This is a genomic window from Xanthomonas fragariae, assembly GCF_017603965.1.
Taxonomy (GTDB): Bacteria; Pseudomonadota; Gammaproteobacteria; order Xanthomonadales; family Xanthomonadaceae; genus Xanthomonas; species Xanthomonas fragariae_A.
On the sequence record NZ_CP071955.1, the window covers coordinates 3,390,025 to 3,415,525 of the forward strand.

The window sequence follows — 25,501 nt, forward strand, 5'->3', positions numbered from 1 at the left end:
CGCAGCAGCGCGCTCCACCCTCCCCTTGCTGCACGCCTCAAAGGATTTGCCCGCATGCTGACCGCACTCGGTTTCGGAATGGTGATCACCTTCATGTACCTGATCATGAGCAAGCGGCTGTCGCCGCTGGTGGCTCTGATCACGGTGCCGATCGTATTCGCGTTGCTGGGCGGCTTCGGCACCGGCATCAACGAGATGATGCTCGAGGGCATCAAAAAAATCGCGCCGACCGGCGTGATGTTGATGTTCGCCATTCTCTACTTCGGGGTGATGATCGATGCCGGGCTGTTCGACCCGCTGGTCGGCCGCATCCTGCGCTTGGTCAAGGGCGACCCGCTGAAGATCATGATGGGCACGGCAATCCTGGCAATGCTGATTTCGCTCGACGGCGATGGTTCCACCACCTACATGATCACCGTGTCGGCGATGTTGCCGCTGTATCAGCGCCTGGGCATGAACGCGCTCAACCTTACCTGCGTCACCATCCTGGCCAGCGGCGTGATGAATCTGACCCCCTGGGGCGGCCCCACCGCACGTGCCGCCACCGCCTTGCATGTGGATCCGGCCGACGTGTTCGTGCCGCTGGTGCCGGCGATGGCAATGGCGATCGCAGGCATCATCGCGCTGGCGTGGTTGTTGGGCATGCGCGAGCGTCGTCGCATGGGTGTAGTGCGCATGCCCGCCGACGGCAACTGGCTGGACATCAGCATTCCCGAAGACAACAACGCACTGCCGCGCGTGGAAGACACCGAGGACATGAAGCGTCCCAAGCTGCTGTGGGTGAATTTGATATTGACACTAGCCCTGATAGCCGCGTTGGTGGTGGGCGTGATGCCAATGGCGGTGCTGTTCATGATCGGCTTTGCGCTGGCGCTGATGATCAATTACCCCAACCTGGCCGAGCAGCGCCGTCGGCTGGTCAATCACGCTGGCAATGTGTTGTCGGTGGTGTCGCTGATTTTTGCAGCGGGCATCTTCACCGGCATTCTGTCCGATACCGGCATGGTCGAAGCGATGTCGCGCAGCTTTCTGGCAGTGATCCCCAGCAGCTGGGGCCCGTATCTGGCAGTGATCACCGCGATCGTCAGCATGCCGTTTACGTTCTTCATGTCCAACGATGCGTTCTACTTCGGCGTGCTGCCTATCCTGTCCGAAGCCGCCAGCCACTACGGCATCACCCCGGTGGAAATGGCGCGCGCCTCGCTCGCCGGCCAACCGGTGCATCTGCTCAGCCCGTTGGTGCCATCGACGTATTTGCTGGTCGGCCTGGCTAAAGTCGACTTCGCCGACCATCAACGCTTCACATTGAAGTGGGCGGTGTTGATTTCGTTGTTGATGCTCGCCGGCGGATTGTTGTTCGGTGTATTTCCTTTGGCGCGTTGACCGCACGCCGGGATTGGGCATTCGGGATTGGGGATTCGCTAAAGCGAAAGCCAACGCCCGCCTTTGCCAATCCCATCCTACTCATTCCCGAATCACAACTCCGAAGGAGTTCGAAACATGACGCTTCGTATCGCATACGTCACCAGTGGCATGGGCAGTGTTGGTACCGCGATCTGCCAAAAGCTGGCGCGCAGCGGGCATACCGTGGTAGCCGGTTGCGGGCCCAATTCGCCGCGTAAATCCTCGTGGCTACGCGAGCAGCGCGAGCAAGGTTTCGACTTCGCTGCCTCCGAAGGCAATGCCGCCGATTGGGAGTCGACCGTGGCCGCGTTCGCCAAGGTCAAGGCCGAAGTGGGCGAGATCGATGTGTTGGTCAACAATGCAGGCGGCAGCCGCGACACCTTGTTCCGGCAGATGACGCGCGACGACTGGAATGCGGTGATCGCCAGCAACCTGCATTCGTTGTTCAACATTACCAAGCAGGTGGTTGATGGCATGACCTCGCGCGGCTGGGGACGCATCGTCAACATCGGTTCGGTCAGCGCACACAAGGGGCAGATCGGGCAAATCAATTTCGCCACCGCCAAGGCAGCGATGCATGGCTTCAGTCGCGCGTTGGCGCAAGAGGTCGCCTCGCGTGGTGTCACCGTCAATACTATTTCGCCGGGTTACATCGCCAGCGCGTCGATCAGCAGCTTTCCGCCCGACGTGCTCGACCGCCTGGCCACCTCGGTGCCGGTGCGCCGGCTCGGCACACCAGTCGAGGTCGCCGGCCTGTGCGCATGGCTGGCATCCGATGAGGCCGCCTATGTGACCGGCGCGGATTACGCTGTGAATGGCGGGCTCTACATGGGCTAGATTAGCTAGTACCCATGTGCGTGATTGCGTTTCGCGCACATGTGCAAGCAGCCTCCACTGCGCTGATCGACCCGTCTTTAGAGCGGCTAACAAAACGACTGCGCCGCCGCCAGGCGGGCGCGGCCTGTGCTCGGAACCGGCATGTACCACGCGTACACTCCGGTTCCTCCTCGCCGTCCGCACCCGCCTGGCGACTGCACGCTATGTTTTGTCAGCCGCTCTAAGTGCGAACTGATTACACTTGGGTTTTTCCGCAGTGCGCTGCCATGGCCAAACCTTCAGAACACGCCACGCTGGGTTCCCGCCCGCAGATGGCCGACATCGCCCGCATGGCGGGCGTGTCCGAATCCACTGTGTCGCGTGCATTGGCCGGCAGCCCGGTTGTAGCCGAACGTACCCGTGCCTACATCAAGCAGATTGCGGCCGATGCCGGTTATCAGGTCGATCCGATCGCGCGCAGTCTGCGTGCAAAGCGCTCCAACACGGTAAGCGTTGCGGTGCCGATGATGCATGCGCTGGATCAGCCGCTGTCGGACCCCTTCTTGATGACCATGCTGGCGCTGCTGGCCGAAGAACTCACCGGGCGCGGCTACAGCATGCTGCTGTCCAAGCTGGACCGGCACCAGGACGGTTGGGTGGAACAACTCGCGCGCGGCAGCCGCTCCGATGGCGTGATCGTACTCGGGCAGAGTTCTGAACATGCAGCGCTGGATGAAGCCGCACGCGACGGGTTACCGATGGCGGTGTGGGGCAGCCGCATCCACGGGCAGTCCTACATCAGCGTGGGCAGCGACAACTTCCAGGGTGGCGCGCTCGCCACCGAACACCTGATCGCCAACGGCCGTCGCCGTATCGCCTTCTTGGGCGACGATCAACTTCCCGAGGTTGCACCGCGCTTTGCCGGCTATCGCCACGCACTCGAGCGGCACAGGCTGGAGTTCGATACGCGGCTACATGCATGCAGCCACTTCCTCAGCGAAGATGCTTACCGCCTCACCCGCGCCATGCTCAAAAAAACCGACCCGCCGGACGGGCTGTTCGCCGCCTCCGACGTGATTGCAGTCGGCGCGATCCGCGCTCTGGTCGAGGCCGGTCATCGTGTGCCGCAAGATATTTCGTTGGTCGGCTTCGACGATATTCCGTTGGCCGCTTACAGCCAACCGCCGCTGACCACGGTGCGGCAGGATTTGGGGCTGGCCGCGCGGCTGCTGGTGGATCGGTTGTTGGCACTGGTCAGCGGCGAGGCAGTGCAATCGGTTGAGATGCCGGTGAAGCTGGTGGTGCGCGAGTCGGCCTGAGGCCAGGATTGGGGATGGTTGATTGGAAATTCGCAAGTCGCCGGCAATCCGAATTGTTCGCCGGCCACTGCAACAACCGCTACACCACCACGGCAGGCTTGCGCACTCGCACACACAGCATCGCCACGGCTGCGGCCAACATCAGCGCGCCGGCAAGGCGGATCACGTTGCGCGGGTCGCCGTGCAGCAGGTGCTCGTAATACAGCGGCAAGGTCACGATCTGGATCAGCATCGGCAGCACGATAAACAGATTGAACAAACCCATGTACACGCCGGTGCGCTCGGGTGGAATGCTGTCGGCCAGCATCAGATACGGGTTGCCCATCATGCTGGCCCAGGCCAGGCCGATGCCGATCATCGGCAACAGCAGCAACCAGCGGTCCTGGATGCCCGGCAACACCCACATGCCGATGCCGGCCGCGACCAGACATGCCGCGTGCGTGTATTTGGGGCCGAAGCGACGCACCACCGGCACCATCGCAAATGCGGCCAGAAACGCGATGAAATTGTAGAACCCGCCGATCTGCCCGTTGACCAAACCGGCTTGGCGAAAGCCATGCGAATTGGCTTCGGTAGTGCCGAACAACGTGGTCGACAGCGACAGCACGATGTACTGCCAATAGCAAAAGATCGCGTACCACTGGAACAGCATTACCGGCGCCAGCTGACGCATGGTCGGCGGCATCGCACGCAATGCACTGGCGATCTCGCGCACGGTGGCGCCCAGGCCGGCACCGGCCTGGCGCATCCGCACGATCTCTGCCGGCGGGATCACCGGTTCGCGCACGCTGCGCGCGGTAAGCAGGATAGACGCTGCAGAAAATCCCGCACCAATCACGAAGGCGGTGATGGTGACGTACGGAATGTGGTGCGCGTTGGCAGCATCCTGATTCATGCCCATCCACACCAGCAGCGGCGGGGTGAGATAGGCCAGCGTCTGCGCCAGACCAGTGAAGGCGCTCTGGGTCAGATACCCCAACGGCCTCTGCGGCGGTGCGAGCACATCGCTCACCAGCGCACGGTAAGGCTCCATCGCTACGTTGTTGGCAGCATCCAATATCCACAGCAGGCAGACCGCCATCCACAGGGCGGTACTGAACGGCATTGCCAGCAGGCACAGGCTGCACACCAGCGCCCCCAGCACCATATACGGCATGCGCCGGCCCCAACGCGTCACCGAGCGGTCGCTCCACGCGCCCACGAACGGCTGCAGCACCAGCCCGGTGATCGGCCCGGCCAGCCACAGATACGGCAGGCTGGCGTGGTCCGCACCCAGATAGTTGTAAATCGGGCTCATGTTGCTCTGCTGCAGCCCGAAGCTATATTGCACGCCAAAAAAACCGGCATTGAGCGCCAGGATGCGCGCGAAGGAAAGCGGAGGAACGGTCGACGGCATACGGGATCCAGGCAGCAGTGCGACTCCCAATGGCCGCATCGGACTCTACCTTGAAATCTTTGCAATCGATTGTAACGCTGCGCCGCAGCATATTTCTTTTATTGAATAAATTTCTTTAAAAAACCAGATAAATTGTGCTGCGGCGTGCGCTTGCAATCGATTGTATTGCAGCGTATTACTGAGCTCGCTCTGCAGGCCATACGGCCATTTCCCTGTGGGGGAGGATGCAGGCGTCGACACACCACCATCCGTGAGAGAGAGAATCGCGATGCCCACGTTGTATACCCTGCGCCTGCATGCCCTGGCCTGCGCTGTCGCTTCCTGCCTGTGCGTGCCTGCTGCGCCGGCCCAAGACGCTACTGCGCCCGCCACCACCCCGCCGGCCGTCGACAGCGCCGCGGTGAATCTGGATTCGGTGTTCGTCACCGGCACCTCCACTGCCACCACCAAGTTGAAGTCAAGCGTGTCGGTCAGCACCGTCGGGGCCGAGGCGATCGAACAATCGGCGCCGCGCAGCACTGCAGAAATCTTCCGCAATATCCCAGGCATTCGCTCCGAATCCAGTGGCGGCGAAGGTAATGCCAATATCGCCGTGCGCGGCCTTCCCGTCGCCTCCGGTGGCGCCAAGTTCCTGCAGCTGCAGGAAGACGGTCTGCCGGTGATGGAGTTCGGCGACATCGCCTTCGGCAACTCCGACATCTTCCTGCGTTCGGATTTCACGCTGGATCGCATCGAAGCCATCCGCGGCGGCTCGGCCTCCACCTTCACCAGCAATGCGCCCGGCGGCATCATCAACTTCATGAGCAAGACCGGCGACACCGAGGGCGGTAGCGTCGGTGTGAGCCGCGGCCTGGATTACGACAACACGCGTGTGGACTTCAACTACGGCGCACCGTTTGCCGGGCAGTGGCAGTTCAACATCGGCGGCTTCTTCCGCCAGGGCGATGGCGTGCGCGATGCCGGCTATACCACCGACAAGGGCGGCCAACTCAAGGCCAACCTCACCCGCCTGTTCGACAACGGTTATGTGCGCCTGTACGGCAAATACCTCAACGACCGCGCCGCCGGCTATCTGCCGGTGCCGGTCTCGGTGCGCGGCCGCGATGGCTCACCGGCCCTGGGCGGCTTTGCCGGCTTTGATCCCGGCAACGACACGCTCTACAGCCGCAACTTCCGCACCGATGTTGGCCTGGACGGCAATAACCAACCGCGTCGCACCGACCTGGGCGACGGCATGCATCCGATCTCGCGCACCATCGGCGCCGAGGCTGGGTTGGATCTGGGCAGCGGCTGGAACCTGAGCGAGAAATTCCGCATCGCCGACAACAGCGGCCGCTTCGTCAGCCCGTTCCCGGCCGAAGTCACCGATGCCGCCTCGCTCGCATCCTCCATCGGTGGCACCGGCGCGCAACTGGTACAGGCCAGTGGCCCGGACGCCGGTCAGGTTTACACTGGCAATGCGATCCGCACGCATCTTTTCAACGTGGCGATCAACGACCTGGGCAACGCGACAAACGACCTCAGCGTCTCGCGCGAATTCGGCAGCGACGGCCGCACGCTCAATCTGCGCATGGGCTACTACACCTCACGCCAGACCATCGACATGGACTGGACCTGGAACTCATACGTACAGAGCCTGGGCCGCAATTCGCGCCTGCTCAACGTGGTCGATGCCAGCGGCGTGTCGCGCTCGCAAAATGGCCTGTACGCCTACGGCACACCGTTCTGGGGCGATTGCTGCATCACCCGTAGCTACGACGTGCGTTACGACGTCAACGCGCCGTACGTAGCGCTCACCTTCGACAGCGGCAAGTTCAGCATCGACGGCAGTTTGCGTTACGACATGGGCAATGCGCGCGGCAGCTATTCCGGTACCGCAATCGCACAGAACCTGGACGTCAACGGCGATGGCGTGATCCAGCCGGTGGAACAGCGCGTCGCCACTGTCGACACCGCCAACGCACGACCGGTGGATTACGACTGGAATTACCTGTCGTATTCGTTTGGCAGCAATTATTTGATCAACGACGACCTGGGCGCGTTCGCGCGCATCAGCCGCGGCGCACGCGCCAATGCCGACCGCCTGTTGTTCGGCGTGATCCGCGACGACGGCTCGGTGTCTTCCGATGAAGGCGTCAACGTGGTCCGCCAGGCCGAAGCCGGTCTGAAGTGGCGTCGCGACGGCTTGAGCCTGTTTGCTACCGCGTTCTCCGCACGCACCGAAGAACAGAACTACGAAGTCACCAGCCAGCGCTTTTTCAACCGCAGCTACCAGGCCCACGGCATCGAGCTGGAAGCCAGCTATCGCTACGAAGGCTTCACCCTCAACGGCGGCCTGACCTGGACCGACGCAGAAATTTCCAAGGACCAGATCACTCCGGAAAACACCGGCAATGTGCCGCGTCGTCAGGCCGATGTGGTGTGGCAGCTCACCCCGAGCTATCGCGGCGATGGCTACCAATTTGGAGTGAACCTTATCGGCACCACCGATGCCTACACCCAGGATTCCAACCAGCTGAAGATCCCAGGCTATACGCAGGTGAACCTGTTTGGCGATTACCGCGTGACCGACGCACTCACCGTCGCGCTCAACGTCAATAACCTGTTCAACACGTTCGGTGTGACCGAAGCCGAAGAAGCCACCATTCCGGCCAACAGCATCATCCGCGCGCGTTCGATTTCCGGCCGCACCACCAGCATCAGCCTGCGTTACGACTTCTAAGGACCCCTCGCTGGGTCCGTCCCGGCGCTTTCCAATGAGCACCTCCACCACCGATTTCACTGCACTACGCGCGGCTTTTGCCTCGCCATTGGATGCACAAGGTGCGGCCATGCTGTTGTCGCGCTTCGATCAGCATGCACCGCGCCTGCTGGATGCATTGCAGGCGTTGTATGGGCAGTGTCCCGACTATGCGCCCTGGTTGACGCAGTGGTTCGGCGCGCTCGGCGCCAACGCACAGCAACGTCCGCCGGCATTGCAGCAGCTCGACACACTCCGCCAACCCGGCTGGTTCGGCGAGCAACACATGCTGGGCTATAGCGCTTATGTGGACCGCTTCGCCGGCACGCTGCAAGGCGTGGCCGAGCGGGTGCCATACCTGCAGGAACTGGGCGTGCGCTATCTGCATCTGCTGCCGTTCCTGCGCGCCCGCGCCGGCGACAACGATGGCGGCTTTGCAGTCAGCGACTATGGGCAAGTGGAACCGAGCCTGGGTAACAACGACGATCTCATCGTGCTCACCACGCGCCTGCGCGAAGCCGGCATCAGCCTGTGTGCGGATTTCGTACTCAACCACACCGCCGACGATCACGCCTGGGCACAAGCGGCGCGGGCGGGCGATGCACACTACCTCGACTACTACCATCACTTTTCCGATCGCACCCTGCCCGACCAGTACGAAGCCACAATGGGGCAAGTGTTCCCGCATACCGCACCCGGCAACTTCACCTGGGTGGACGACACCGCGCACTGGATGTGGACCACGTTCTATCCTTATCAGTGGGATTTGAACTGGAGCAACCCGGCGGTGTTCGGGGAGATGGCGCTGGCGATGTTGCAGCTCGCCAATCTGGGTGTCGAAGCCTTCCGCCTGGATTCCACCGCGTATTTGTGGAAGCGCATCGGCACCGATTGCATGAATCAACCCGAGGCGCACACCTTGCTGGTGGCGCTGCGCGCAGTCACCGACATCGTGGCGCCCTCGGTGGTGATGAAGGCAGAAGCCATCGTGCCGATGACGCAACTGCCGCCCTACTTCGGCAGTGGTGCGGACGAGGGTCACGAATGCCACCTTGCCTACCACAGCACGCTGATGGCGGCCAATTGGTCGGCGTTGGCGCTGCAGCGCGGCGACATCCTGCACAACGTCATCGCGCACAGTCCGCCGTTGCCGTCCAACTGTGCGTGGCTGAGTTATGTGCGCTGCCACGACGATATCGGCTGGAACGTGTTGCAGCATGAAGCTGCCGGTAACACAGCGCAGCCGCCATTTTCGTTGCGCGATGTCGCACGCTTCTACGCCAACGCTGTGCCAGGTAGTTATGCACGCGGCGAAAGTTTCCAGAGCAGCGGCGACGGCGTACATGGCACCAATGGCATGGCCGCTGCGCTTGCAGGTATTCAGGCTGCGCACGACGCGGGTGATGCTGCGGCATTGGCTATTGCTGTAGACCGGCTGGTGCTGCTTTACGCAATCGCACTGGCAATGCCGGGCGTGCCGTTAATCTACATGGGCGACGAACTCGCCTTGCCAAACGACACCAGCTACCGCAACGACCCGCAACGTCAACACGAAGGCCGCTGGTTGCATCGCCCCGCGATGGATTGGCAGATTGCAGCGCAGCGCAATGATGACGATAGTTTGAGTGGCAAGGTCTATAGGCGGCTGCATGCATTGATCCAGCAACGCGCTGCACTTACCGCACTTGCTGCCGATCGATCGCTAGGAAGCGTCGCGTTAAGCGATCCGCGTCTATTTGCGTTGACGCGTGGCGACAGCTTCATGGCCGTGCATAACTTCAGCGACCAGCCGCGAAAGATGGAGCTTGCGGCGATCGGGAAGGGGCGATGGAAGATATTGACCGATGGCGGTGACGCAGCTACCGAATCGCTGAGCGATGACATGCGCCTGATGCTTCCACCTTATGCAGTGCGCTGGCTGGAATGTATTGATTGAAGGAACCAGGGGCCACGTGTGCACTTGCACTTTTGAGACCACGCTCAGACATTCATCGCAGGGTGTTGCAGCTGATCCATGCGGATGCGATTGGCGAACAACGAAAACGCCAGCATGCCGGCCAGCCCGCTGACACGGCTAACCCACGGCGGCAACCAGCGTGGTGCGACCAGCACACCGCTGTCGAACAATGGCGCAAAGCGCGCCACGTCGCCCAACGCCATCTTGCCGGCGAACAGATACCGGCACAGCTGCAATTGATCGCGCTGCAAGGAATGCCGGAAGAACGTGTGCACCGCCACCAGGCCACGCAGATACACGGTGTCCTTGGTGAAGGCACCACCACCCGAGGTGGGCACGCCGCGGAACACGCGCTGCGCCGAGGAAAAACTTTCCGCCGCGCTCTGCCCGCCTTCGGTAAAATAACGGAACACGTCGATGAAATCCGCGCCAGAACGCGCCATCGCAATCGCTTCGATACGCAGGCTGATGCGCTTCATGCGTTCGATATCGATGCTGCCGGTGATCTGCTCGGCAAACGTCGCCAGCCCTTCCTGCGTGGCCGTCGTGCGCGGCGAAGAGATACCCAGACTGGGCAGATGCACCTGCGCGCGGCCGTTGAGTGCGGTGAGCGAATGCACCAGCGCTTCGTGATGGAACAACTGCGCGCGGTCGTAATCGCTGAAAGTGGCACCGCTGCGCAAGCGGATGCGATGCGCGCCTGCGGCCGCCTTGGCGAGCAGATCCGGATCCAGCGTGACCGTGATGACACGGCCTTCGAAGAACGCATCCAGATCGTTCTGTAATTGCATGCGTAACGCGGTCGCCGACACCGGCACCTGTTCTTCGGGCGCGAGCAATTCGCGGTCCAGTTCCTGCGCGATCTGGATGAAATGCCGCGCGGCCTCGCGCGTGGTTGGGCCGTTGCCCGGCATCGGGTCGTCGGGCACGCCGAACAGTTGCGCCGAGTAATCGCTGACTGCCGTGGTGCCCAGCGACTCCAGCAGGCCGGCAGCCAGGCCCCAGCTATGCGCCGAATCGATCAGATACGCGCCTAGTGGATGATGCGGATCCGCAGCTTTGGCGATGGCGGCCAGCTCGCGCCGGGTATCACCGAAATCCAGCGCCGGATACTCCACCTGCGGCAGCTCCGGCTGGCCACGCGCCACGCTCTGCAGAAACGGCTCCTGTAGCGAGCGCGGCCAGCTGGCCAGGGCTAACAGACGCACGCCGCGCACTGCCTTGACCAGGCGCGCATCCAGCCCCGCGTGATGGACGATGTCCGGCGGGCCCTTGCGCAGCGGCATCTCAGCGGCGTCCGGTACGGTCGACGCTGGCAGGCCGCCTGCCCGATCCCTTGCCCCGGTTGTTCTGCGCCAGGCGCGTGGCGAGTTTTTCGGCCGCGGCGGCCACTTCCACGCGCAGCTTCATGTAGTTGGCAACGCGCTCCGGATCCAGCGTATCGGCCTCGATCGCCGCACGCACCGCACAGCCGGGCTCGGCGATATGCGCGCAATCGTTGAAGCGGCATTGCGCTGCCAAGGCCTCCACATCGGAGAAACCGCCCTCGGCCAGATCCTCTTCGCCAGTTGGCTTGAGCTCGCGCATGCCGGGCGTATCGATCAGGCACGCACCAGACGGCAATGGAATCAACGCGCGATGCGTGGTAGTGTGCCGGCCGCGCGAATCGTTCTCGCGCACCGCATTGGTCTTCATCTTCTGCGAGCCAAGCAAAGTGTTGGTCAGCGTCGACTTGCCGGCGCCCGACGAACCCACCAGCACCGCAGTGCGGCCATCGCCCAGCCACGGCCGCAGCGCAGCCACACTGTCCGGATCCTTGGCATTGACCGCGCGCAACGCGATGTTCTGCGCCGCCAGTTCTTCCAACACGGCGACTGCATCCTCGGCGTATTCGGTTTGGTCGGCCTTGGTCAGCACCACCACCGGTTCGGCACCGCCCCCGCCGACCAGCAGCAGATAGCGCTCGATGCGGCGCGGATTGAAGTCCGCATCCAACCCGCACACGATGAACACCGTATCGATGTTGGCCGCGATCACCTGCTGGTGGTAATGCTCACCGGCCGCCCCACGCTTGATCGAGGTGCGACGCGGCAGCAGGGCCACGATGCGCTTGCCCTCCATCAGCACCCAATCGCCCACCGCCGCCCGCTCATGGCTGGGAAACCGCGGACGCTGCCACTCCAGCAACGACTCCGCCTTGAGGCTCGCCTCCGGCGTATCGGCCACCACATACCCGGTGCGATGCTGCTCCACCACCCGAGCCGGCATGGCTTGCGGATGCGCGGCCATCGTTGCCAGCCAAGCTGGCTCTTCCGGCATTCCGGGCCAGGGCCAGCCGATGAGACGAAGCGTTTCGAATTCGATCTGGGGGGAAGTCATGGGGCAGATTCTAGAGGGTGTCATGTGCTTGTGGTGCTATCAAGACTCGAAGTTCCCGTAACCCTGAATCGCGTGACATCACGGGAAGGCATGAATGCATAGAGAGAAGTTGGCATCATCCGTGACTGCTTTACCGCAGAAGCCGAATATCCAAAAGAAAGAGGCCCCGCGTCAGCGGAGCCTCCCTAGGTACAACTCAAGCAAGGACTAAGAGAAACAGTTTCAGACTATCGAACTGGCAACTAACAGCTTCGCTTCTTGAGAGTTGGAAGACACTAATGGTGCGGATGAGGAACTTGTAGTCGCCATTGCAGCGATCAAAGCAGACAATTCACTAGACGCGACAGTTTTGTCCGTGAACTGCAAATACTCGACCTTGTGGAGGCTTGAAGCAAACCAACCGGATACGATCCGCTGATCGTCGCTTCCCAGAATGGCGACAAATAGATCTTCTACTGACCTGCTGAAGAAGGTTTCGTCTATAGTAAGGTCCTTGGCAAAAACGACACGATCCTTAGTTCCCACCGCCATGGCGCCACCGTGTCCCTTGTTAACCAAGTACGTGTCCGAGTAGTAGCTATCTGTCAGCGTATCATTGTCCGTTGCGCTGACCAGTACTGTGTTTTTTTGCGCGCCTGCCGCCACGCTCAACGTGTCGTCGCTCACACCGCCTAGCAACATATCCGCGCCGTTACCGCCACGGAGCGTGTCGTTGCCCGCTCCACCGTTCAGTGAGTCAATCCTTGTACCAACTTTCTTCGGTGGGTCAATCCCTGCACCACCACCACCACCGCCCGGTGGGGCAATCCCTGCACCACCACCACGACCGTTCGGTGGGTCAATCCCTGCACCACCACCGTCACCACCGTTCGATGGGTCATTGCGTACACCATCGTTCGATGGGTCATTCCGTAGACCACGGTTCGGTGGGTCGTTAGCAGCTTCGCCGCTTAGCGCATCATCGCCAGTATTGCCAAACAACGTGTCATTACCTACGCCGCCGTACAGATTATCTGCTTCAGCTCCACCGCCAGATAGATCATCACCTGCACCGCCATTAATGATGTCCTTGGCCGATTCACCCCAAACCAAGTCATCTGCAGCCGTCCCCGTGAAATTTCCTGAAACGGTCTGAATGCCTGCGAAAGCAATAGCTTCGCGTCCCGCAGATGTCAGACTGGCACTTTCTATCCAGTCGTTCAACAGTGCCGGCCCATCCCAACCAGTCTCGGCGAGAAAACTTCCGGCATATTTGTAGAGATCGGGAGCGTCCTGAAGCCCCTCTCCAAGATTACTCTTTCTATCCGTACTGCCCTCAGAGAGAGCGCCAAGAAGCTGAACGGCATCTAATCCCGCGCCAATATTTTTATACTTAAGCTCGATAGAGCTTGCATTGGAGTTGGCATCACTGACCAAGTCAGAATAGAGCGCAGCCTGCCTAGCCAATGCGGCTGCCTGCTCTAGCAATGCTTGACCTTTTGAATCTAGATTCTGGCTCAACCCGGATTGGTTTTTAGTCATTCCGTTGGCAATATCACTCCACAGTTGCGCTTGAGCAGTAGTACTTGCTACCCCCTCCTCCAAAGAGCGAACATACTTCTGCAGACTATCGGTATAGCTCTTAAGATAATCGTGGGTCGCTGAGTCTCCCGACGCGGCCGATGCGGCCAGAGCTGCAAGCTTTGCCTGAATGTGAGCATCCGGTCCACCGAGCACATTGAGGGTTTCCTTAAGCAAAGCTTGTCCAAATTGATCTTCGTTAGTAGAACCGCCCTTCCCCTCAGTTATATGCTCCCCTGCCTTATGATCAAATTTCATTACCATTACGGTACCGCCGACATTACGAAAGGTAATGTCGCCAGTAGCTTCATCAACGGCATAGTCAGTTTCGGCATCTTTGATTTCTAGCGGCATTTTAATTAATCCATGTTAGTTAAAATACGGAAAAATATTGTTTTTTCTAGGGCGGATTCAACTCCAATTCGCAACACTGTTGAGGACACCCTCGGAGAAGACGTCGAGGGGCGTTTTGAATCCGAGTACCTTGCGTGGACGATTGTAGAGTCGCTGTTCGATCCATCGTAGGTGCGCGTGGGCGATGGTGCTGAAATCGGTCTGTCGTGGCAAGTACTGGCGCGTCGATCCGTTGGCATTTTCGTTACTGCCACCCTGCCATGCACAGTACGGGTCTGCAAAATAGAAATCGCTCTGCAAGCACGCGGCAATGAATTGATGATCGGCGAACTCCTTGCCGTTGTCGGCGGCCAGGGTGTGCACCGTGTGGCGTAGGCCGCCCAGGCGCTGGACGATGGCGTTGCGCACGTTCTCGGCGGTGCCGTCAGGCGAGTAGGCCAGCAGATGCAGGCGACTGCGACGTTCGGTCATGCTGACCACCACCGCCTTGCCATGCGAAGCGCGAAGGGTGTCCAGCTCCCAATCGCCGACGGCAATCTGTTCCGGGCTGAAGTCCTCACCCAGCAAGAGCTCGATCCGGGCGATGCGCTCAGCGTCGATGCGCGCACACCGGCTGGCCTGCGTGCGCCGATGCTCGCTGAGGCGCTGCGCATGATCGGGCAGATACTGCCGAGCGTGCCGGTGACGGCGCAGTTCGCGGCTGATCGTGCTGGGCGCGCGCTCCAACGCATCGGCGATGGCCCGCATCGACATCCCGGTTCATATAACGCATGCAAACGGTATCGTTCTCACAGGTCCAGGCGGCTGGATGACATGGGCAACTCCACTTGGCGGTGAAGTCGCTCAGGTCAGGTCGCCTGGACCACGTCATAACCGTTGGTGTTGCGATCCAGAGGTGAAGCCACACCCTCAAAAGGCATGACGAATAAATTAACACCCTTCTTAAATATTATTTCCATTAGTGAGTAGCACAGACATATACGTTCTCCGATTAACTATCAACGCTCCCTCATAGACTCATTTGCATGTGTCTGTAGCGGACTCAACAAATAATCAATCACCCGCCGCTTCCCTGTCTTCACTTCCGCACTCAAGCTCATCCCGGCACTCATCCGCACCTTGACCCCATCGATCTCCAGCGTGATGCCGTTCAATTTAATGCGTGCGGGGAATACCAAACCTAGTTTTTCGTCCTGCGCGGCATCGTGGGACACACTGGCGACCGTGCCGGTCAGATAGCCGTAGCGGGTGTAGGGGAAGCTGTCGACCTTGACGGTGACGGGTTGGCCGGCGCGCATGAAGCCGATGTCCTTGTTCAAGACGGTGACTTCGACCTCCAGTGCTTCTTCGGCCGGCACTACGACCAGTAACGGCTGTGCGGGCGTGACTACACCGCCCACGGTGTGGACGGCGAGCTGCTGGATCGTGCCGTCGACGGGTGCGTGCAGGGCCATGAGTTTGTCTCGTTGCCCGGTTTTGGCGACGTTCTGGGTCAGTTGGCCAGCTTGCTCACTTGCCTGGCGCAAGGCATCCAGTGCCTGCTGGCGTGTGTCGGTCACAAGCACGCGCAACTCTTCCTGCGCCGCGCTGATCGCCGAGCGGATTTCCTGCAGGCGATTGCGCTGGGTGGCGAGCTGGCTTTCCGCGGCGATGCGTTCCTGTTCGCGCAACAGGTAGTCATGGCGGCCGACGTACTTGCCTTCGACCAGGCGGGCGTAGTCTTCTGCGCGCACTTTCGAAATGCGTGCGGATTCAGCCAGCGGTTCGATCGCGTCCTGGGTGGTCTGCAGTTCGGCCTGGCGCTGGGCGATGCTGGCTTGCAGATTGTGTCGGCGCGCCTGGAATGCGTCGAATTGGCTGCTGACCAATTGCTGTTCGTTGGCTACGCGCTCCATGGGCAGATCGGGAGCCGGATCCAGCCGTGGCGGCTGCCCGGTCGCAATAGCGTTTGCTAGCGCTGCCTGGCGAAGTCCAGCGAGACGTGCGTTGACCAAAGCGTCGCCTGCCTGGGCGAACTCGGCGCCGGTGGCGGTGGCATCGAGTTCGACCAGCAACTGGCCTTTCTTCACCGCTTGTCCATCGCGCACCAGGATCCTGCGCACCACCGCGGTTTCTGCGGCCTGCACCACCTTGGTCCGCGAATCGACCACGGTCTTGCCTGGTGCCACGGCGACGATGTCGAGCTTTCCCAGGCACGCCCACAGAAGCGCGACACAGAAGAAGCCGATGATGATGCGCATCGTCCAGCGTGCGGTTGGCGAGACAGGCGTTTCGGTCAGTTCAAGATGCGCCGGCAGGAACGCGCGCTCGTCCGCGCTACGCTCGGGCGGGTCGAGCTGACGTCGCACGACCCAGGCGGATTTGAAGATCTTGAAATAGCGAAGAAAGAAATCGCGCCATCCCTGAAGCAGGTGCTTCATGGTGTCCCCTGTTGCAATCTGTATAGATGCGCGTACTGGCCTTCCGGCCGGTCGACCAACTCGGCGTGCGAGCCGCTCTCGATGATGCGCCCCTTCTCCACCACGACGATGCGATTGGCCTGCCGTACGGTGAACAGACGATGGGCGATGATCAGCACGGTGCGTCCCTTGCAGATGGCGCGCATATTGCTCATCACCGCGTGTTCCGATTCGTAATCCAGGGCGCTGGTGGCCTCATCGAGAATCAGAATGCGTGGGTCGCCGATCAGTGCGCGCGCGATCGCAATGCGCTGGCGCTGCCCGCCAGACAAACCGGTGCCGTGCTCACCAACCTTGGTGTCGTAGCCTTCGGGCAGCTCTAGAATGAATTCGTGGGCGCCTGCCAGCTTGGCGGCATGGATCACCCGCTCCAGCGGCATGCCGGGATCGGTCAAGGCGATGTTCTCGCGCACGCTGCGGTTGAACAGGAAGTTTTCCTGCAACACCACACCTAGCTGACGACGCAGCCAGGCAGGATCGGCCAGCGCCAGATCCTGGCCATCGATCAGCACCCGCCCCCGCTCGGGCGTGTAAAGCCGCTGCACCAGCTTGGTCAGCGTGCTCTTGCCGGATCCGGAACGACCGACGATGCCGATGATTTCACCTGGGCGGATATCCAGCTCGATCCGGTTGAGCACCTCGGGTGCATCCGGCCGATAGCGAAACGTCACCCGGTCGAACGTTACCTGTCCGCGAATCGGCGGCAATGCCAGGCGGCTGCCTGGAACCTCGGTGCGCGTATTGAGAATGTCGCCCAAGCGCTCGACCGAAATACCGACCTGCTGGAAGTCCTGCCACAACTGAGCCAGCCGGATGATCGGTGCGGTAACCTGGCCGGACAACATGTTGAAGGCAATCAACTGACCGATCGACAGCTTGCCTTCCATCACCAGCTTGGCGCCCCAGAACAGCACTGCGACGGCAGTGAGCTTCTGCACCAGCTGCACGCCCTGCTGGCCCAGCGTTGCGATGCGGGTGACGTTGAAACCGGCACTGACATAGCCGGCCAGCTGGTTGTCCCAGGTGCGGGTCACGCGCGGATCCACCGCCATCGCCTTGACCGTGCCGATACCGCTGACCGTCTCGACCAAAAAGGATTGGTTGTCTGCGCCACGCGCGAACTTCTCGTTCAAACGCTGGCGCAGCACCGGGGTGATCAAACCGGAAATCGTGGCGTACAGCGGCAACGACAGCACCACGATCAAGGTCAGCCAACCGCTGTACCAGAACATCACCGACAGAAAAACCACCGTAAAGAACAGGTCCAGTACCGAAGTCAGCGCCTGCCCGGTCAGGAAGTTGCGGATGTTCTCCAGCTCGCGGACGCGCGCAATGGTGTCGCCGACCCGCCGCGACTCGAAATACGCCAGCGGCAGCGACAACACGTGCCGGAACAAACGCGCACCCAGCTCCACGTCGATCTTGCTGGTGGTGTGTGCGAAGACGTAGGTGCGCAGGCCCGATAGCAACACATCGAACACCGCCATCGAGACCAGCCCGATTGCGATGACGTCCAAAGTAGTCAGGCCGTTATGCACCAGCACCTTGTCCATTACTACTTGATAGAACAGTGGCGTGATCAGCGCGAACAGCTGGATGAAGAACGAGACGAGGAAGACCTCAAGCATCAGCTTGCGGTACTTGACCACTGCCGGAATGAACCAGCTGAAGTCGAACTTGGCGAGGTCGCCGAGTACCGAAGCCCGCGAGGCCACCTGCAACAATCGCCCTTGGTAACGCGCTTCGAACTCAGCGGGCGAGATGGAGCGCGGCCGCTTTTCGACCAGATCGTGGATCAGGATCTGGTCCGCGCCGACCTTGGCAACGATGAAGGCGTCGCCATCCGGCACCAGGGCCAGGGCCGGTAACGCGGCCATGCCGATCCGCGCGGCTGGTTGGGCCACGACTTTGGCTTTAAGCTCCAATTGCTTGGCGGCCAACAGCAGCGTGGTTTCATCGAATGGCTCGCCGCCTCGGCCAAAACCATGCGCCAGCTGCAACGCGTCGGCGGCAACGCCATGAAATTGCGCCAGCAGAACCAACCCCTGCAGCCCCAGATCCGGTCGGTCTTGCAACGACGATCCTCCCTCGAGCAACGAGAGCGACGCACTTTCCCCTGACATAACGCGATCCTTGCTGAGAGCCGGCAGGATATAGGTGAAGTAGCAGAATCTGGGGATGTTAAGAAGAAGTCAATCAGTCAATCCCCCGTCGACGATCAATCTTCTCAATCGCGTGTTTCTCAGGCTGAGACGCCATCACTCGGCCTTATGCTTTTTGCTGGCAGGGCTGCCGCTGCACTCGCCATGCAAAGATCCAATCGACGGCTTGACATCGTTGCCGATGCAAACATGCCCGCCTGGCGCATTTCCGCTAACATACAAACACTCACGCCTACAACCGGCCCGCCGCATGTCCACTGCCCCGCAAAAGCCGCTCGCCATCCGCGAGCGGCTGTCCGAAGTCCGCTACGAAATCCGGGGCGAGCTGGCGCGGCGAGCGCGGGAGCTGGAGGCGCAGGGCCGCAAGTTGATCAAGCTCAATATCGGCAACCCGGGTGCGTTCGGGTTCCGTGCGCCGGAGCATCTGCAGCGCGCGATCGCCGACGACATGGGCCGCACCGATCCGTACACCCATCAGCAAGGCCTGCCGGAAGCGCGCGAGGCGATCGCGTCGGCGTATTCGCGGCGCCAGCATCCAGATGCGCATCCGGACCGCATCTTCATCGGTAACGGTGTCAGCGAGTTGATCGATCTGTCGCTGCGCGCATTGCTCAATCCCGGCGACGAAGTGCTGGTGCCCTCGCCCGACTACCCTCTGTGGTCGGCGGCGACCATCCTCAACGACGGTCGCCCGGTGTATTACCGCTGCGCGCCGGAAAACGGCTTCCAGCCGGACCCGGTGGAAATCGAGACGCTGGTGTCCTCGCGCACCCGCGCCATCGTGCTGATCAACCCGAACAACCCCAGCGGCGCAAGTTATTCGCGCGAGTTGCTGGAGCGCATCGTGGCGACCGCCACCAAGCACAACCTGTTGCTGATGGTCGATGAGATCTACGACCAGGTGCTGTACGACGATGCCGAGTTCGTGCCGGTCGCGCCGCTGGCCGGTGCGCATCCGTGCATCACTTTCGGCGGCCTAAGCAAGGTGCACCGCGCCTGCGGCTGGCGCGTGGGTTGGGCGCTGCTGTCGGGCGAGCAGTCGCGCATCAACAATCTGCGCAACGCGATGGACCTGCTCGGCGCGTTGCGCCTATGCGCCAACGTGCCGGGCCAGTACGCCATCGATGCGGCGGTCAATGGGCCCGACACCATCTCGGCGTTGTGCGCGCCAGGTGGACGCCTGTACGAAACCCGCCGCGCGGTGATCGACGCTTGCGCGGCCAGCGAACATCTGTCGCTGGTGGCGCCGGCCGGCGCGCTGTACGCGTTCCCGGCGGTGGTCGGCGCGGCCGCACGCAATTTCGACGACCATGTATTTGCGCTCGACCTGATGAATGACGAAGGCGTGTTGGTGGTGCCCGGCTCCAGTTTCAACGTGCCGTATCGCCACCACTTCCGCGTGACCTTGCTGCCGGAAGCGTCGGTGATGGGCGATGTATTCGCACGTATCGAACGCGCACTGGCACGGCGCGCCGACGCGGTGACCAAGGTGGTGCCTCTCAAGTCGCGCAGCGTGGCGTGACGGCGGCGCTCGGCACGCCGCTGCGCTATCTGGCACTCGGCGATTCCTACACCATCGGCGAAGGCGTTGCGCTGTGGCAACGCTGGCCCGCGCAATTGGTCGATGGCTTGCGCGCCCAAGGTTGGAACGTTGCGCCGCCACAGATCATCGCCACCACCGGCTGGACCATCGACGAGTTGCAGGCCGGCATCGATACGGCTGCACCGCACGGGCCGTTCGATCTGGTGAGTTTGCTGATCGGTGTCAACAATCAATACCGTGGGCGCTCGCTGGACGAGTACCGCAGCCGGTTCGATAACGTGTTGCAGCGCGCAATCGCGTTCGCAGGTGGCCACGCAGCGCGCGTGTTCGTGTTGTCGATTCCCGATTGGGGGCTGACGCCGTTTGCGCGTGCGCAAAGCGCCGATGCGGCGCTGATCGCCGCGCAGATCGATGCCTTCAACAGCGTGGCTGCCAACTGCTGCGCAGAACGTGCCGTGCGCTTTGTCGACATTACCGCCACCAGTCGCGATTGCGGCGACGCGGCGGATATGTTGGTCGACGACGGCCTGCATCCTTCCGGGGCGATGTACGCGCGTTGGGCAACGCTGGCACTGCCTGCGGCGCGCGATGCGCTGGAGACTGCGCAAACCGTGGGAACGATTACGTGAACCGCGGCAGGGGCAATCCGCACGATGCGTGCCGCCTTGCCTGGTTGCGACGTAGCTAGCGAGACCGGACCCTGCAGGTACAGCGCAGACGTCGATCGCGCGACACTTTGACGTCGCAACACGCACGATTTCGGAAGAACGGCAAAGGGCCGCACTGTTGCCTGCGCATCATCGCACTGCAAAACAGCCAACCGGGGCTACCCCAATCGTGTCATCAGGCCCTAAGCTAGCTGCGCTCTACGCCTCACTGCCAAGGAACGACACTGCACAGCACCGCCACCCAACCCATGAGCCGCGCGCAGGCGCTGGCAATCGCGCGCGCGTTCTTGCCAGCGCATCCGCTGGGCAATCGCTACGACTATTACTACACGCAGGCCAAGCTGCGCACCGACCCGCTGTATCCGGGCGTGTTGGCCGAGCTACGCGGTACTTCTGCACCGGTGCTGGACCTGGGCTGCGGGCTGGGCCTTCTCGCGCATGCATTACGCGCCGATGGGCAAACGCTGGGGTATCGCGGGGTGGATGTGGATGCATCCAAGATCCGCCGCGCGCAACTCATCGCGCAGCGTTCGGCGCTGGGTAACACGCAATTCGCCGTGGTCGACCTGAGTGTGGCATGGCCGCAGCATCGCGGCAGCGTGACCATCCTGGACGTGCTGCAATATCTTCAAGCCGACAGGCAGGCTAGTCTGCTGCGCAGCGTGGCGGACATGTTGACGCCGGGGGCCAAGCTGGTGATGCGCAGTGCATTAGGCGATACCAGCAACCGCGGCCGCACCAGCCGGGTGACCGACGTGTTGGCGCACCTGAGCGGCTGGATGCAACGTATGCCGCGCAGCTATCCCACCCGCGACAGTCTGCAATCACACCTGGATGCCGCTGGTTTGCGTGCCACGTTTGCGCCGCTGTATGGCAATACGCCTTTCAACAATTGGTTGATTGTGGCAGAACCGCGTTAAAGCGTACGCGCGACGTGTTTACGTCGATCTCTAGAGCGATAGAAAACGGCTACGCATCACTAGTCCTACTATGTCATTAAATCCGCAGATGCGGAGGCATCCCGTCAAGTAGTGCCGCTGCGATGTCCATGGCGATTGTCCAGCGCAGCGTCGCGATCAAGTCGCTCGCGTGGCGCTGGGCGCGCGATTGCCTTGCCGCGCGGTCGGTAATTCTCGGGTAAGGGAGATTCCGCGCATTCCGAGGGTTTTTTTTGATGCGCCCCGCGCAAGCGTTCAGCAACCAGGTACCCATAGGCAGCGATGCATAACCTCGCGTGATGATGGAAGCCCCGCCAGCCACGGCCTTGGTAGTGATCCAGGCCAAATTCCTGTTTCAGATCCTGATAATCGCGTTCAATCCGCCAGCGCGCCTTGACCGTCCTTACCAGATCCTTGCGCGGCGTGTTTGCCGGCAGGTTGGACAGAAAGTATCGGGTCGGCCTGTCTTGGCCTTTGGGCCATTCGATCAACAGCCATTCCTCCTGACGCAAGCGATCACCTTGTGCTGCACGTACGCGTACGGCGGCGAAACGTCCCGACAACGGTGCGTTGCCGCCTTCCCGCCACGCGACTGTCCTGAAGGCGCGGGAGGGTAACGACAGCGCCAGCGCTTGCACCGACTGTGGCTGATGGTCGGCTGTACGACGATGGCGAACCGGAGGTCGGCCTTGGCCTTTCCACGCCGCCGGCGATTCGGGCCTTTGTCCGGGCGGCCAGACTTTCACGCTCGACACGATTCCCACCGCATAGTTCAGTTCCAGGCAAGCCAGCGCGTCACGCCAGGCCGTATTGCTGCCATAGGCTGCATCGGCCAACACCGTGCCGCGCGCCACTCCCGTGGCATGGGCTGCTTTCATCTGCGCCAGTGCGATCTGCGGTTTGGTCGCGAACTCAATCTCGTGGGGAATTCCCGCTTTTCCCCGGCGTGCTGCATCGCTGGCCCAGTCTTCAGGCAGATACAGCCTGAAAGCGATCGGAATGCTCGCTGCCGGCGTCGCCAACGATACGCTCACGGCCACCTGGCAATTGTCCTGCTTGCCGATCTCGCCGCAGTCCTGTCGGGCCACACCGACCGAATGCCTGCCCTTCTTGCGAAAACCCGTGTCGTCCACGATCCAGTACACCTCGTCTTTCAAATCCAGCAGCGACGAAACGTACTGACGAACCCGCTCCAACATGGCCGCATCGGACCACTCTGATTTGGCCACGAAGTGGTGCAAGGCTTGATGGCGAGCCCTGGTTCGAAGCGGATCCAGATGAGCAGCCAGGGGCTCAACACTCTTGCGCTCCAAAGGCAGCATCAACGCACTGCAATCGCCTCGCAGGCCCGCAGTGCGGTCAGCATGACCGAGCGCAGCGGAGAGTTCATCGAGATAAGCGGAGAAACGCGCTTTGTTGCTGACTGCGGCCATCACGATCCCGCCGTGGGAGAGACTGCTTGCAGGATAACCTATTTATGACACAGTAGGATTATGGAGGCTCTGAACAATTCTTCCATGAGCTTTCAATCAAAAAATGAGGCGATCGCCGCTATGCGTAATTGCTTGATTTTCAGCATCGACGATCGTCGCGTTTGAGCAAAATTCCAAGGGTGGCTAAGCGCGGCTAACAAAACGTAGCGGGCAGTCGTCAGGTGGGTGCGGACGGCGCGGAGGAACCGGAGTGTACGCGTGGTGTATGCCGATTCCGGGCACCGGTCGCGCCCGCCTAGCGGCGGTACAGTCGTTTTGTTAGCGGCTCTAACAATAGATCTGTGCGGCACGCACGCTGCTGACGGCGGTAATCGGCATCTTTTTTGCGCTTTATTTTGCGCTCTGTCGGCGTTTTCAGTCCGGCCGCCGCCCCATCAACCCGCGCGTTTGCATTGCCTCCAGCACGCCCCGCAAAATGGAGAGGGTGTGGCCGTGCGCGGCGCCTTCGTGCAGCAGCACGATCGCGCCGGGGCTCAGGTCGCGCACGATGCGTGCCACGGTGGCATCCGGGTCGCAGCGCATGCCGTCGAAACCGCGCGCGCTCCACGCCACGCGAGTCAGCCCATGCGCGCGCAGCGGCGAGGCGACGAAGGGATTGGTCATGCCGACCACCGAGCGATATAGCCGTGGCGCTTGCCCGGTGATGGTCGCCAGCACGCGCTGCGCCTGGCCGATTTCCTGCGCCATGCGGCGCGGCCCCAACGCCCAGAACCAGGCTTGCGGATGCGTGTGGCTGTGGTTGCCGACCCCATGCCCGCGACGCATGATCTCGCGCACCAGTTCGGGCCGCTGCTCGGCGCGTGCGCCGACCACGAAGAAAGTCGCCTTGGCGTCATAGGCGTCCAGCAGCTCGAGGATGGCCGCAGTGTCGTCGGAGGGGCCATCGTCGATGGTCAGCCACACCTGCTGCGCGCGGCCCGGCAGGCGTGCCAGCACCGGCGCGTACAGACGCGCACGCGGCAGGAACACCGGCACCACAAACAGCACATGGGACAACAGCAGCGCAGGTACGCCCCAGACCCAGCCTGACTGCCACCACAGCAGCGCGACCGCTACCTGCGAGAGGGCCAACAGGCCGACCCAGCGGTACGGGTGCGAGGGGGTGCGATACAGCGTATCCAGCGTGGTCATGCCGCATGATGCCATGCGGCGTAGAATGCCCGGACTCCACGACCTGACCGAAGTGCTGCCATGTCCCTTGATCCCGACCTGCGTTCCCGCATCGATACGCTGCTGCAATCCAGCCGCGTGGTGCTCTTCATGAAAGGCCAGCCCGGCATGCCGCAATGCGGTTTTTCGGCCAAGGCGGTCGGCGTGCTGGATGGTCTGGGCATCGACTATGCCCACGTCAACGTGCTGGCCGACCAGGAAATCCGCGAGGGCATCAAGGCCTACGGCGACTGGCCGACCATTCCGCAGCTGTATGTGGACGGCGAGCTGATTGGCGGCAGCGACATCATCCTGCAGATGGCCGACAGCGGCGAGTTGAGCGGCATGCTCGGCCTGCAGGCGCCAGATCGCAGCCCGCCCAAGATCACCATCACTCCGGCGGCGATCGAGATGCTCAAGGGCGCATTGGCCGAGGCGCCGGAGGCTTCGCTGACGTTGGCCATCGATGCCAATTTCCAGCCGAACTTCCAGCTGGCACCGACCAACCCCAACGCCATCGCGGCTGAATCCAACGGTCTGCGTGTGCAGTTCGATCTGGCCAGCGCGCGCCGCGCCGACGGCATCACCATCGATTGGGTGGACGACATCCGTGGCCGCGGCTTGTCCATCGACAACCCCAATGCGCCCAAGCCGGTGCAGGAGCTGTCGGTGCGCGATGCCGACGACCGCCTCAAGGCCGGCACGCTGACCCTGGTGGACGTACGCCCGGCCGACGAGCGCGCACTGGCCACGGTCGCCGCACCGTTCCGCACGCTGGACGCGCACGAGCGCGCCGCCATCGAACAGCTGCCCAAGGACACCCCGCTGGCGTTTCTGTGCCACCGCGGCGGCCGCAGCCTGCAGGCAGCCGAGCACTTCCGCAGCCTGGGCTTCAGCAACGTCTACAACATCACTGGCGGCATCGATGCATGGTCGGACGAGGTGGACAACGGGGTGGCCAAATACTGAGCAAAAACGCACCGCACCGGTGTCACCAGCGCGGCGACGTTGAACCGGGCGCTCCAGTGAGCGCTCGTTTTTTGTTGCACACGTTTCTTGTTGCACGATAGCTTCGGCCAGATATCCCGCCAGACCGTGCCGAAACCAGATACAACCCGTCACCCCACAGTCTGGACAAGATCTGTGGGTTCCGTTGCATTTGGA

The 25,501-nt window shown here is 61.8% G+C and carries 19 protein-coding genes, 2 other RNA genes and 1 pseudogene; 10 read left to right on the top strand and 12 right to left on the bottom strand.

Translation table 11 applies throughout. The features are described from left to right. Nucleotides 1-54 precede the first annotated feature (54 nt). The 4 genes from J5I97_RS16145 to J5I97_RS16160 all read left to right on the top strand — a co-directional run bounded on the left by J5I97_RS16145 (nucleotide 55) and on the right by J5I97_RS16160 (nucleotide 3,539). A complete protein-coding gene (locus J5I97_RS16145) occupies nucleotides 55-1,383 on the top strand; it encodes a CitMHS family transporter (RefSeq protein WP_208587591.1) in 1,329 nt (442 codons plus the stop codon). Nucleotides 1,384-1,500: 117 nt separating this feature from the next. Beyond that, the gene (gene phbB / locus J5I97_RS16150) at nucleotides 1,501-2,241 is read left to right on the top strand and encodes an acetoacetyl-CoA reductase (RefSeq protein ID WP_208587593.1); all 741 of its coding nucleotides are present in this window, start codon (nucleotides 1,501-1,503) and stop codon (nucleotides 2,239-2,241) included. Between the two features lie 141 nt (nucleotides 2,242-2,382). Further along, nucleotides 2,383-2,458, top strand: a non-coding RNA gene (locus tag J5I97_RS16155) — sX9 sRNA. Nucleotides 2,459-2,507: 49 nt separating this feature from the next. Further along, nucleotides 2,508-3,539: a LacI family DNA-binding transcriptional regulator gene (locus J5I97_RS16160; RefSeq protein WP_208587595.1), complete on the top strand. Its 1,032-nt coding sequence runs from the start codon at nucleotides 2,508-2,510 to the stop codon at nucleotides 3,537-3,539. A gap of 79 nt (nucleotides 3,540-3,618) precedes the next feature. On the opposite strand, the gene J5I97_RS16165 is transcribed toward J5I97_RS16160, so the two are convergent. Both J5I97_RS16165 and J5I97_RS16170 read right to left on the bottom strand, forming a co-directional pair. After that, entirely contained in the window at nucleotides 3,619-4,935 is a 1,317-nt protein-coding gene (locus J5I97_RS16165) for an MFS transporter (RefSeq protein ID WP_208587597.1), read from the bottom strand. Between the two features lie 45 nt (nucleotides 4,936-4,980). Then, the gene (locus J5I97_RS16170; protein ID WP_208587599.1) at nucleotides 4,981-5,211 is read right to left on the bottom strand and encodes a hypothetical protein; all 231 of its coding nucleotides are present in this window, start codon (nucleotides 5,209-5,211) and stop codon (nucleotides 4,981-4,983) included. On the opposite strand from J5I97_RS16170, the gene J5I97_RS16175 reads away from it, so the two are divergent. After that, nucleotides 5,204-7,657, top strand: coding sequence for a TonB-dependent receptor (locus J5I97_RS16175; RefSeq protein ID WP_208587600.1), 2,454 nt, complete (start codon nucleotides 5,204-5,206; stop codon nucleotides 7,655-7,657). The two genes, J5I97_RS16170 and J5I97_RS16175, sit on opposite strands and share 8 nt — an antisense overlap. Before the next feature lie 34 nt (nucleotides 7,658-7,691). Beyond that, nucleotides 7,692-9,611 (top strand): amylosucrase, encoded by a 1,920-nt coding sequence (locus tag J5I97_RS16180; RefSeq protein WP_208587602.1) that lies wholly within the window; start codon nucleotides 7,692-7,694, stop codon nucleotides 9,609-9,611. 44 nt (nucleotides 9,612-9,655) lie between these two features. On the opposite strand, the gene J5I97_RS16185 is transcribed toward J5I97_RS16180, so the two are convergent. The 7 genes and pseudogenes from J5I97_RS16185 to J5I97_RS16210 form a co-directional block, all read right to left on the bottom strand. Continuing rightward, complete coding sequence (locus J5I97_RS16185; protein WP_208587604.1) at nucleotides 9,656-10,918, bottom strand: flavohemoglobin expression-modulating QEGLA motif protein; 1,263 nt, start codon at nucleotides 10,916-10,918, stop codon at nucleotides 9,656-9,658. Nucleotide 10,919: 1 nt separating this feature from the next. Continuing rightward, nucleotides 10,920-12,011: a ribosome small subunit-dependent GTPase A gene (gene rsgA, locus J5I97_RS16190; protein ID WP_208587606.1), complete on the bottom strand. Its 1,092-nt coding sequence runs from the start codon at nucleotides 12,009-12,011 to the stop codon at nucleotides 10,920-10,922. 222 nt (nucleotides 12,012-12,233) lie between these two features. Beyond that, complete coding sequence (locus J5I97_RS16195) at nucleotides 12,234-13,925, bottom strand: calcium-binding protein (RefSeq protein ID WP_208587608.1); 1,692 nt, start codon at nucleotides 13,923-13,925, stop codon at nucleotides 12,234-12,236. Nucleotides 13,926-13,982: 57 nt separating this feature from the next. Next, on the bottom strand, nucleotides 13,983-14,396 hold the full coding sequence (locus J5I97_RS20670) for an IS30 family transposase (RefSeq protein ID WP_430541844.1): 414 nt from the start codon (nucleotides 14,394-14,396) through the stop codon (nucleotides 13,983-13,985). A 191-nt stretch (nucleotides 14,397-14,587) separates the two neighbouring features. Next, nucleotides 14,588-14,678 (bottom strand): annotated as a pseudogene (locus tag J5I97_RS20675) (helix-turn-helix domain-containing protein); the annotation flags it as partial. Between the two features lie 245 nt (nucleotides 14,679-14,923). Beyond that, nucleotides 14,924-16,345, bottom strand: a complete 1,422-nt coding sequence (locus J5I97_RS16205; protein ID WP_208587610.1) for an HlyD family type I secretion periplasmic adaptor subunit — start codon at nucleotides 16,343-16,345, stop codon at nucleotides 14,924-14,926. Next, nucleotides 16,342-18,507, bottom strand: coding sequence for a type I secretion system permease/ATPase (locus J5I97_RS16210; protein WP_208587611.1), 2,166 nt, complete (start codon nucleotides 18,505-18,507; stop codon nucleotides 16,342-16,344). Before J5I97_RS16210 ends, J5I97_RS16205 begins: the two co-directional genes overlap by 4 nt. A 289-nt stretch (nucleotides 18,508-18,796) precedes the next feature. Here J5I97_RS16210 and J5I97_RS16215 point away from each other — a divergent pair, with 289 nt between their 5' ends. From J5I97_RS16215 to J5I97_RS16225, 3 genes are all read left to right on the top strand, one after another. Then, nucleotides 18,797-20,068: a pyridoxal phosphate-dependent aminotransferase gene (locus J5I97_RS16215; protein WP_208587612.1), complete on the top strand. Its 1,272-nt coding sequence runs from the start codon at nucleotides 18,797-18,799 to the stop codon at nucleotides 20,066-20,068. Next, nucleotides 20,065-20,718: an SGNH/GDSL hydrolase family protein gene (locus tag J5I97_RS16220; RefSeq protein ID WP_208587613.1), complete on the top strand. Its 654-nt coding sequence runs from the start codon at nucleotides 20,065-20,067 to the stop codon at nucleotides 20,716-20,718. Before J5I97_RS16215 ends, J5I97_RS16220 begins: the two co-directional genes overlap by 4 nt. 287 nt (nucleotides 20,719-21,005) lie before the next feature. Then, nucleotides 21,006-21,677 (top strand): methyltransferase, encoded by a 672-nt coding sequence (locus J5I97_RS16225; protein ID WP_208587614.1) that lies wholly within the window; start codon nucleotides 21,006-21,008, stop codon nucleotides 21,675-21,677. Nucleotides 21,678-21,781: 104 nt separating this feature from the next. Here J5I97_RS16225 and J5I97_RS16230 read toward each other — a convergent pair whose 3' ends face one another. The 3 genes from J5I97_RS16230 to J5I97_RS16240 form a co-directional block, all read right to left on the bottom strand. Beyond that, nucleotides 21,782-23,128 (bottom strand): IS701 family transposase, encoded by a 1,347-nt coding sequence (locus J5I97_RS16230; protein ID WP_208587615.1) that lies wholly within the window; start codon nucleotides 23,126-23,128, stop codon nucleotides 21,782-21,784. 191 nt (nucleotides 23,129-23,319) lie between these two features. Further along, nucleotides 23,320-23,395, bottom strand: a non-coding RNA gene (locus tag J5I97_RS16235) — sX9 sRNA. 147 nt (nucleotides 23,396-23,542) lie between these two features. Continuing rightward, nucleotides 23,543-24,334, bottom strand: a complete 792-nt coding sequence (locus J5I97_RS16240; protein WP_208587616.1) for a polysaccharide deacetylase family protein — start codon at nucleotides 24,332-24,334, stop codon at nucleotides 23,543-23,545. Nucleotides 24,335-24,379: 45 nt separating this feature from the next. On the opposite strand from J5I97_RS16240, the gene grxD reads away from it, so the two are divergent. Further along, nucleotides 24,380-25,306 (top strand): Grx4 family monothiol glutaredoxin, encoded by a 927-nt coding sequence (gene grxD / locus J5I97_RS16245; protein ID WP_208587617.1) that lies wholly within the window; start codon nucleotides 24,380-24,382, stop codon nucleotides 25,304-25,306. Nucleotides 25,307-25,501: the final 195 nt, after the last annotated feature.

Excerpts from the sequence above, each read along its gene's own strand:
- J5I97_RS16185 (WP_208587604.1), bottom strand. The coding sequence starts at position 10,918 with ATGCCGCTGCGCAAGGGCCCGCCGGACATCGTCCATCACGCGGGGCTG.
- phbB (WP_208587593.1), top strand. The coding sequence starts at position 1,501 with ATGACGCTTCGTATCGCATACGTCACCAGTGGCATGGGCAGTGTTGGT.
- J5I97_RS16210 (WP_208587611.1), bottom strand. The coding sequence starts at position 18,507 with ATGTCAGGGGAAAGTGCGTCGCTCTCGTTGCTCGAGGGAGGATCGTCG.
- J5I97_RS16165 (WP_208587597.1), bottom strand. The coding sequence starts at position 4,935 with ATGCCGTCGACCGTTCCTCCGCTTTCCTTCGCGCGCATCCTGGCGCTC.
- J5I97_RS16195 (WP_208587608.1), bottom strand. The coding sequence starts at position 13,925 with ATGCCGCTAGAAATCAAAGATGCCGAAACTGACTATGCCGTTGATGAA.
- J5I97_RS16160 (WP_208587595.1), top strand. The coding sequence starts at position 2,508 with ATGGCCAAACCTTCAGAACACGCCACGCTGGGTTCCCGCCCGCAGATG.
- grxD (WP_208587617.1), top strand. The coding sequence starts at position 24,380 with ATGTCCCTTGATCCCGACCTGCGTTCCCGCATCGATACGCTGCTGCAA.
- J5I97_RS16240 (WP_208587616.1), bottom strand. The coding sequence starts at position 24,334 with ATGGCATCATGCGGCATGACCACGCTGGATACGCTGTATCGCACCCCC.
- J5I97_RS16225 (WP_208587614.1), top strand. The coding sequence starts at position 21,006 with ATGAGCCGCGCGCAGGCGCTGGCAATCGCGCGCGCGTTCTTGCCAGCG.
- J5I97_RS20670 (WP_430541844.1), bottom strand. The coding sequence starts at position 14,396 with ATGACCGAACGTCGCAGTCGCCTGCATCTGCTGGCCTACTCGCCTGAC.
- J5I97_RS16230 (WP_208587615.1), bottom strand. The coding sequence starts at position 23,128 with ATGGCCGCAGTCAGCAACAAAGCGCGTTTCTCCGCTTATCTCGATGAA.
- J5I97_RS16175 (WP_208587600.1), top strand. The coding sequence starts at position 5,204 with ATGCCCACGTTGTATACCCTGCGCCTGCATGCCCTGGCCTGCGCTGTC.
- J5I97_RS16205 (WP_208587610.1), bottom strand. The coding sequence starts at position 16,345 with ATGAAGCACCTGCTTCAGGGATGGCGCGATTTCTTTCTTCGCTATTTC.
- J5I97_RS16215 (WP_208587612.1), top strand. The coding sequence starts at position 18,797 with ATGTCCACTGCCCCGCAAAAGCCGCTCGCCATCCGCGAGCGGCTGTCC.
- rsgA (WP_208587606.1), bottom strand. The coding sequence starts at position 12,011 with ATGACTTCCCCCCAGATCGAATTCGAAACGCTTCGTCTCATCGGCTGG.
- J5I97_RS16145 (WP_208587591.1), top strand. The coding sequence starts at position 55 with ATGCTGACCGCACTCGGTTTCGGAATGGTGATCACCTTCATGTACCTG.
- J5I97_RS16180 (WP_208587602.1), top strand. The coding sequence starts at position 7,692 with ATGAGCACCTCCACCACCGATTTCACTGCACTACGCGCGGCTTTTGCC.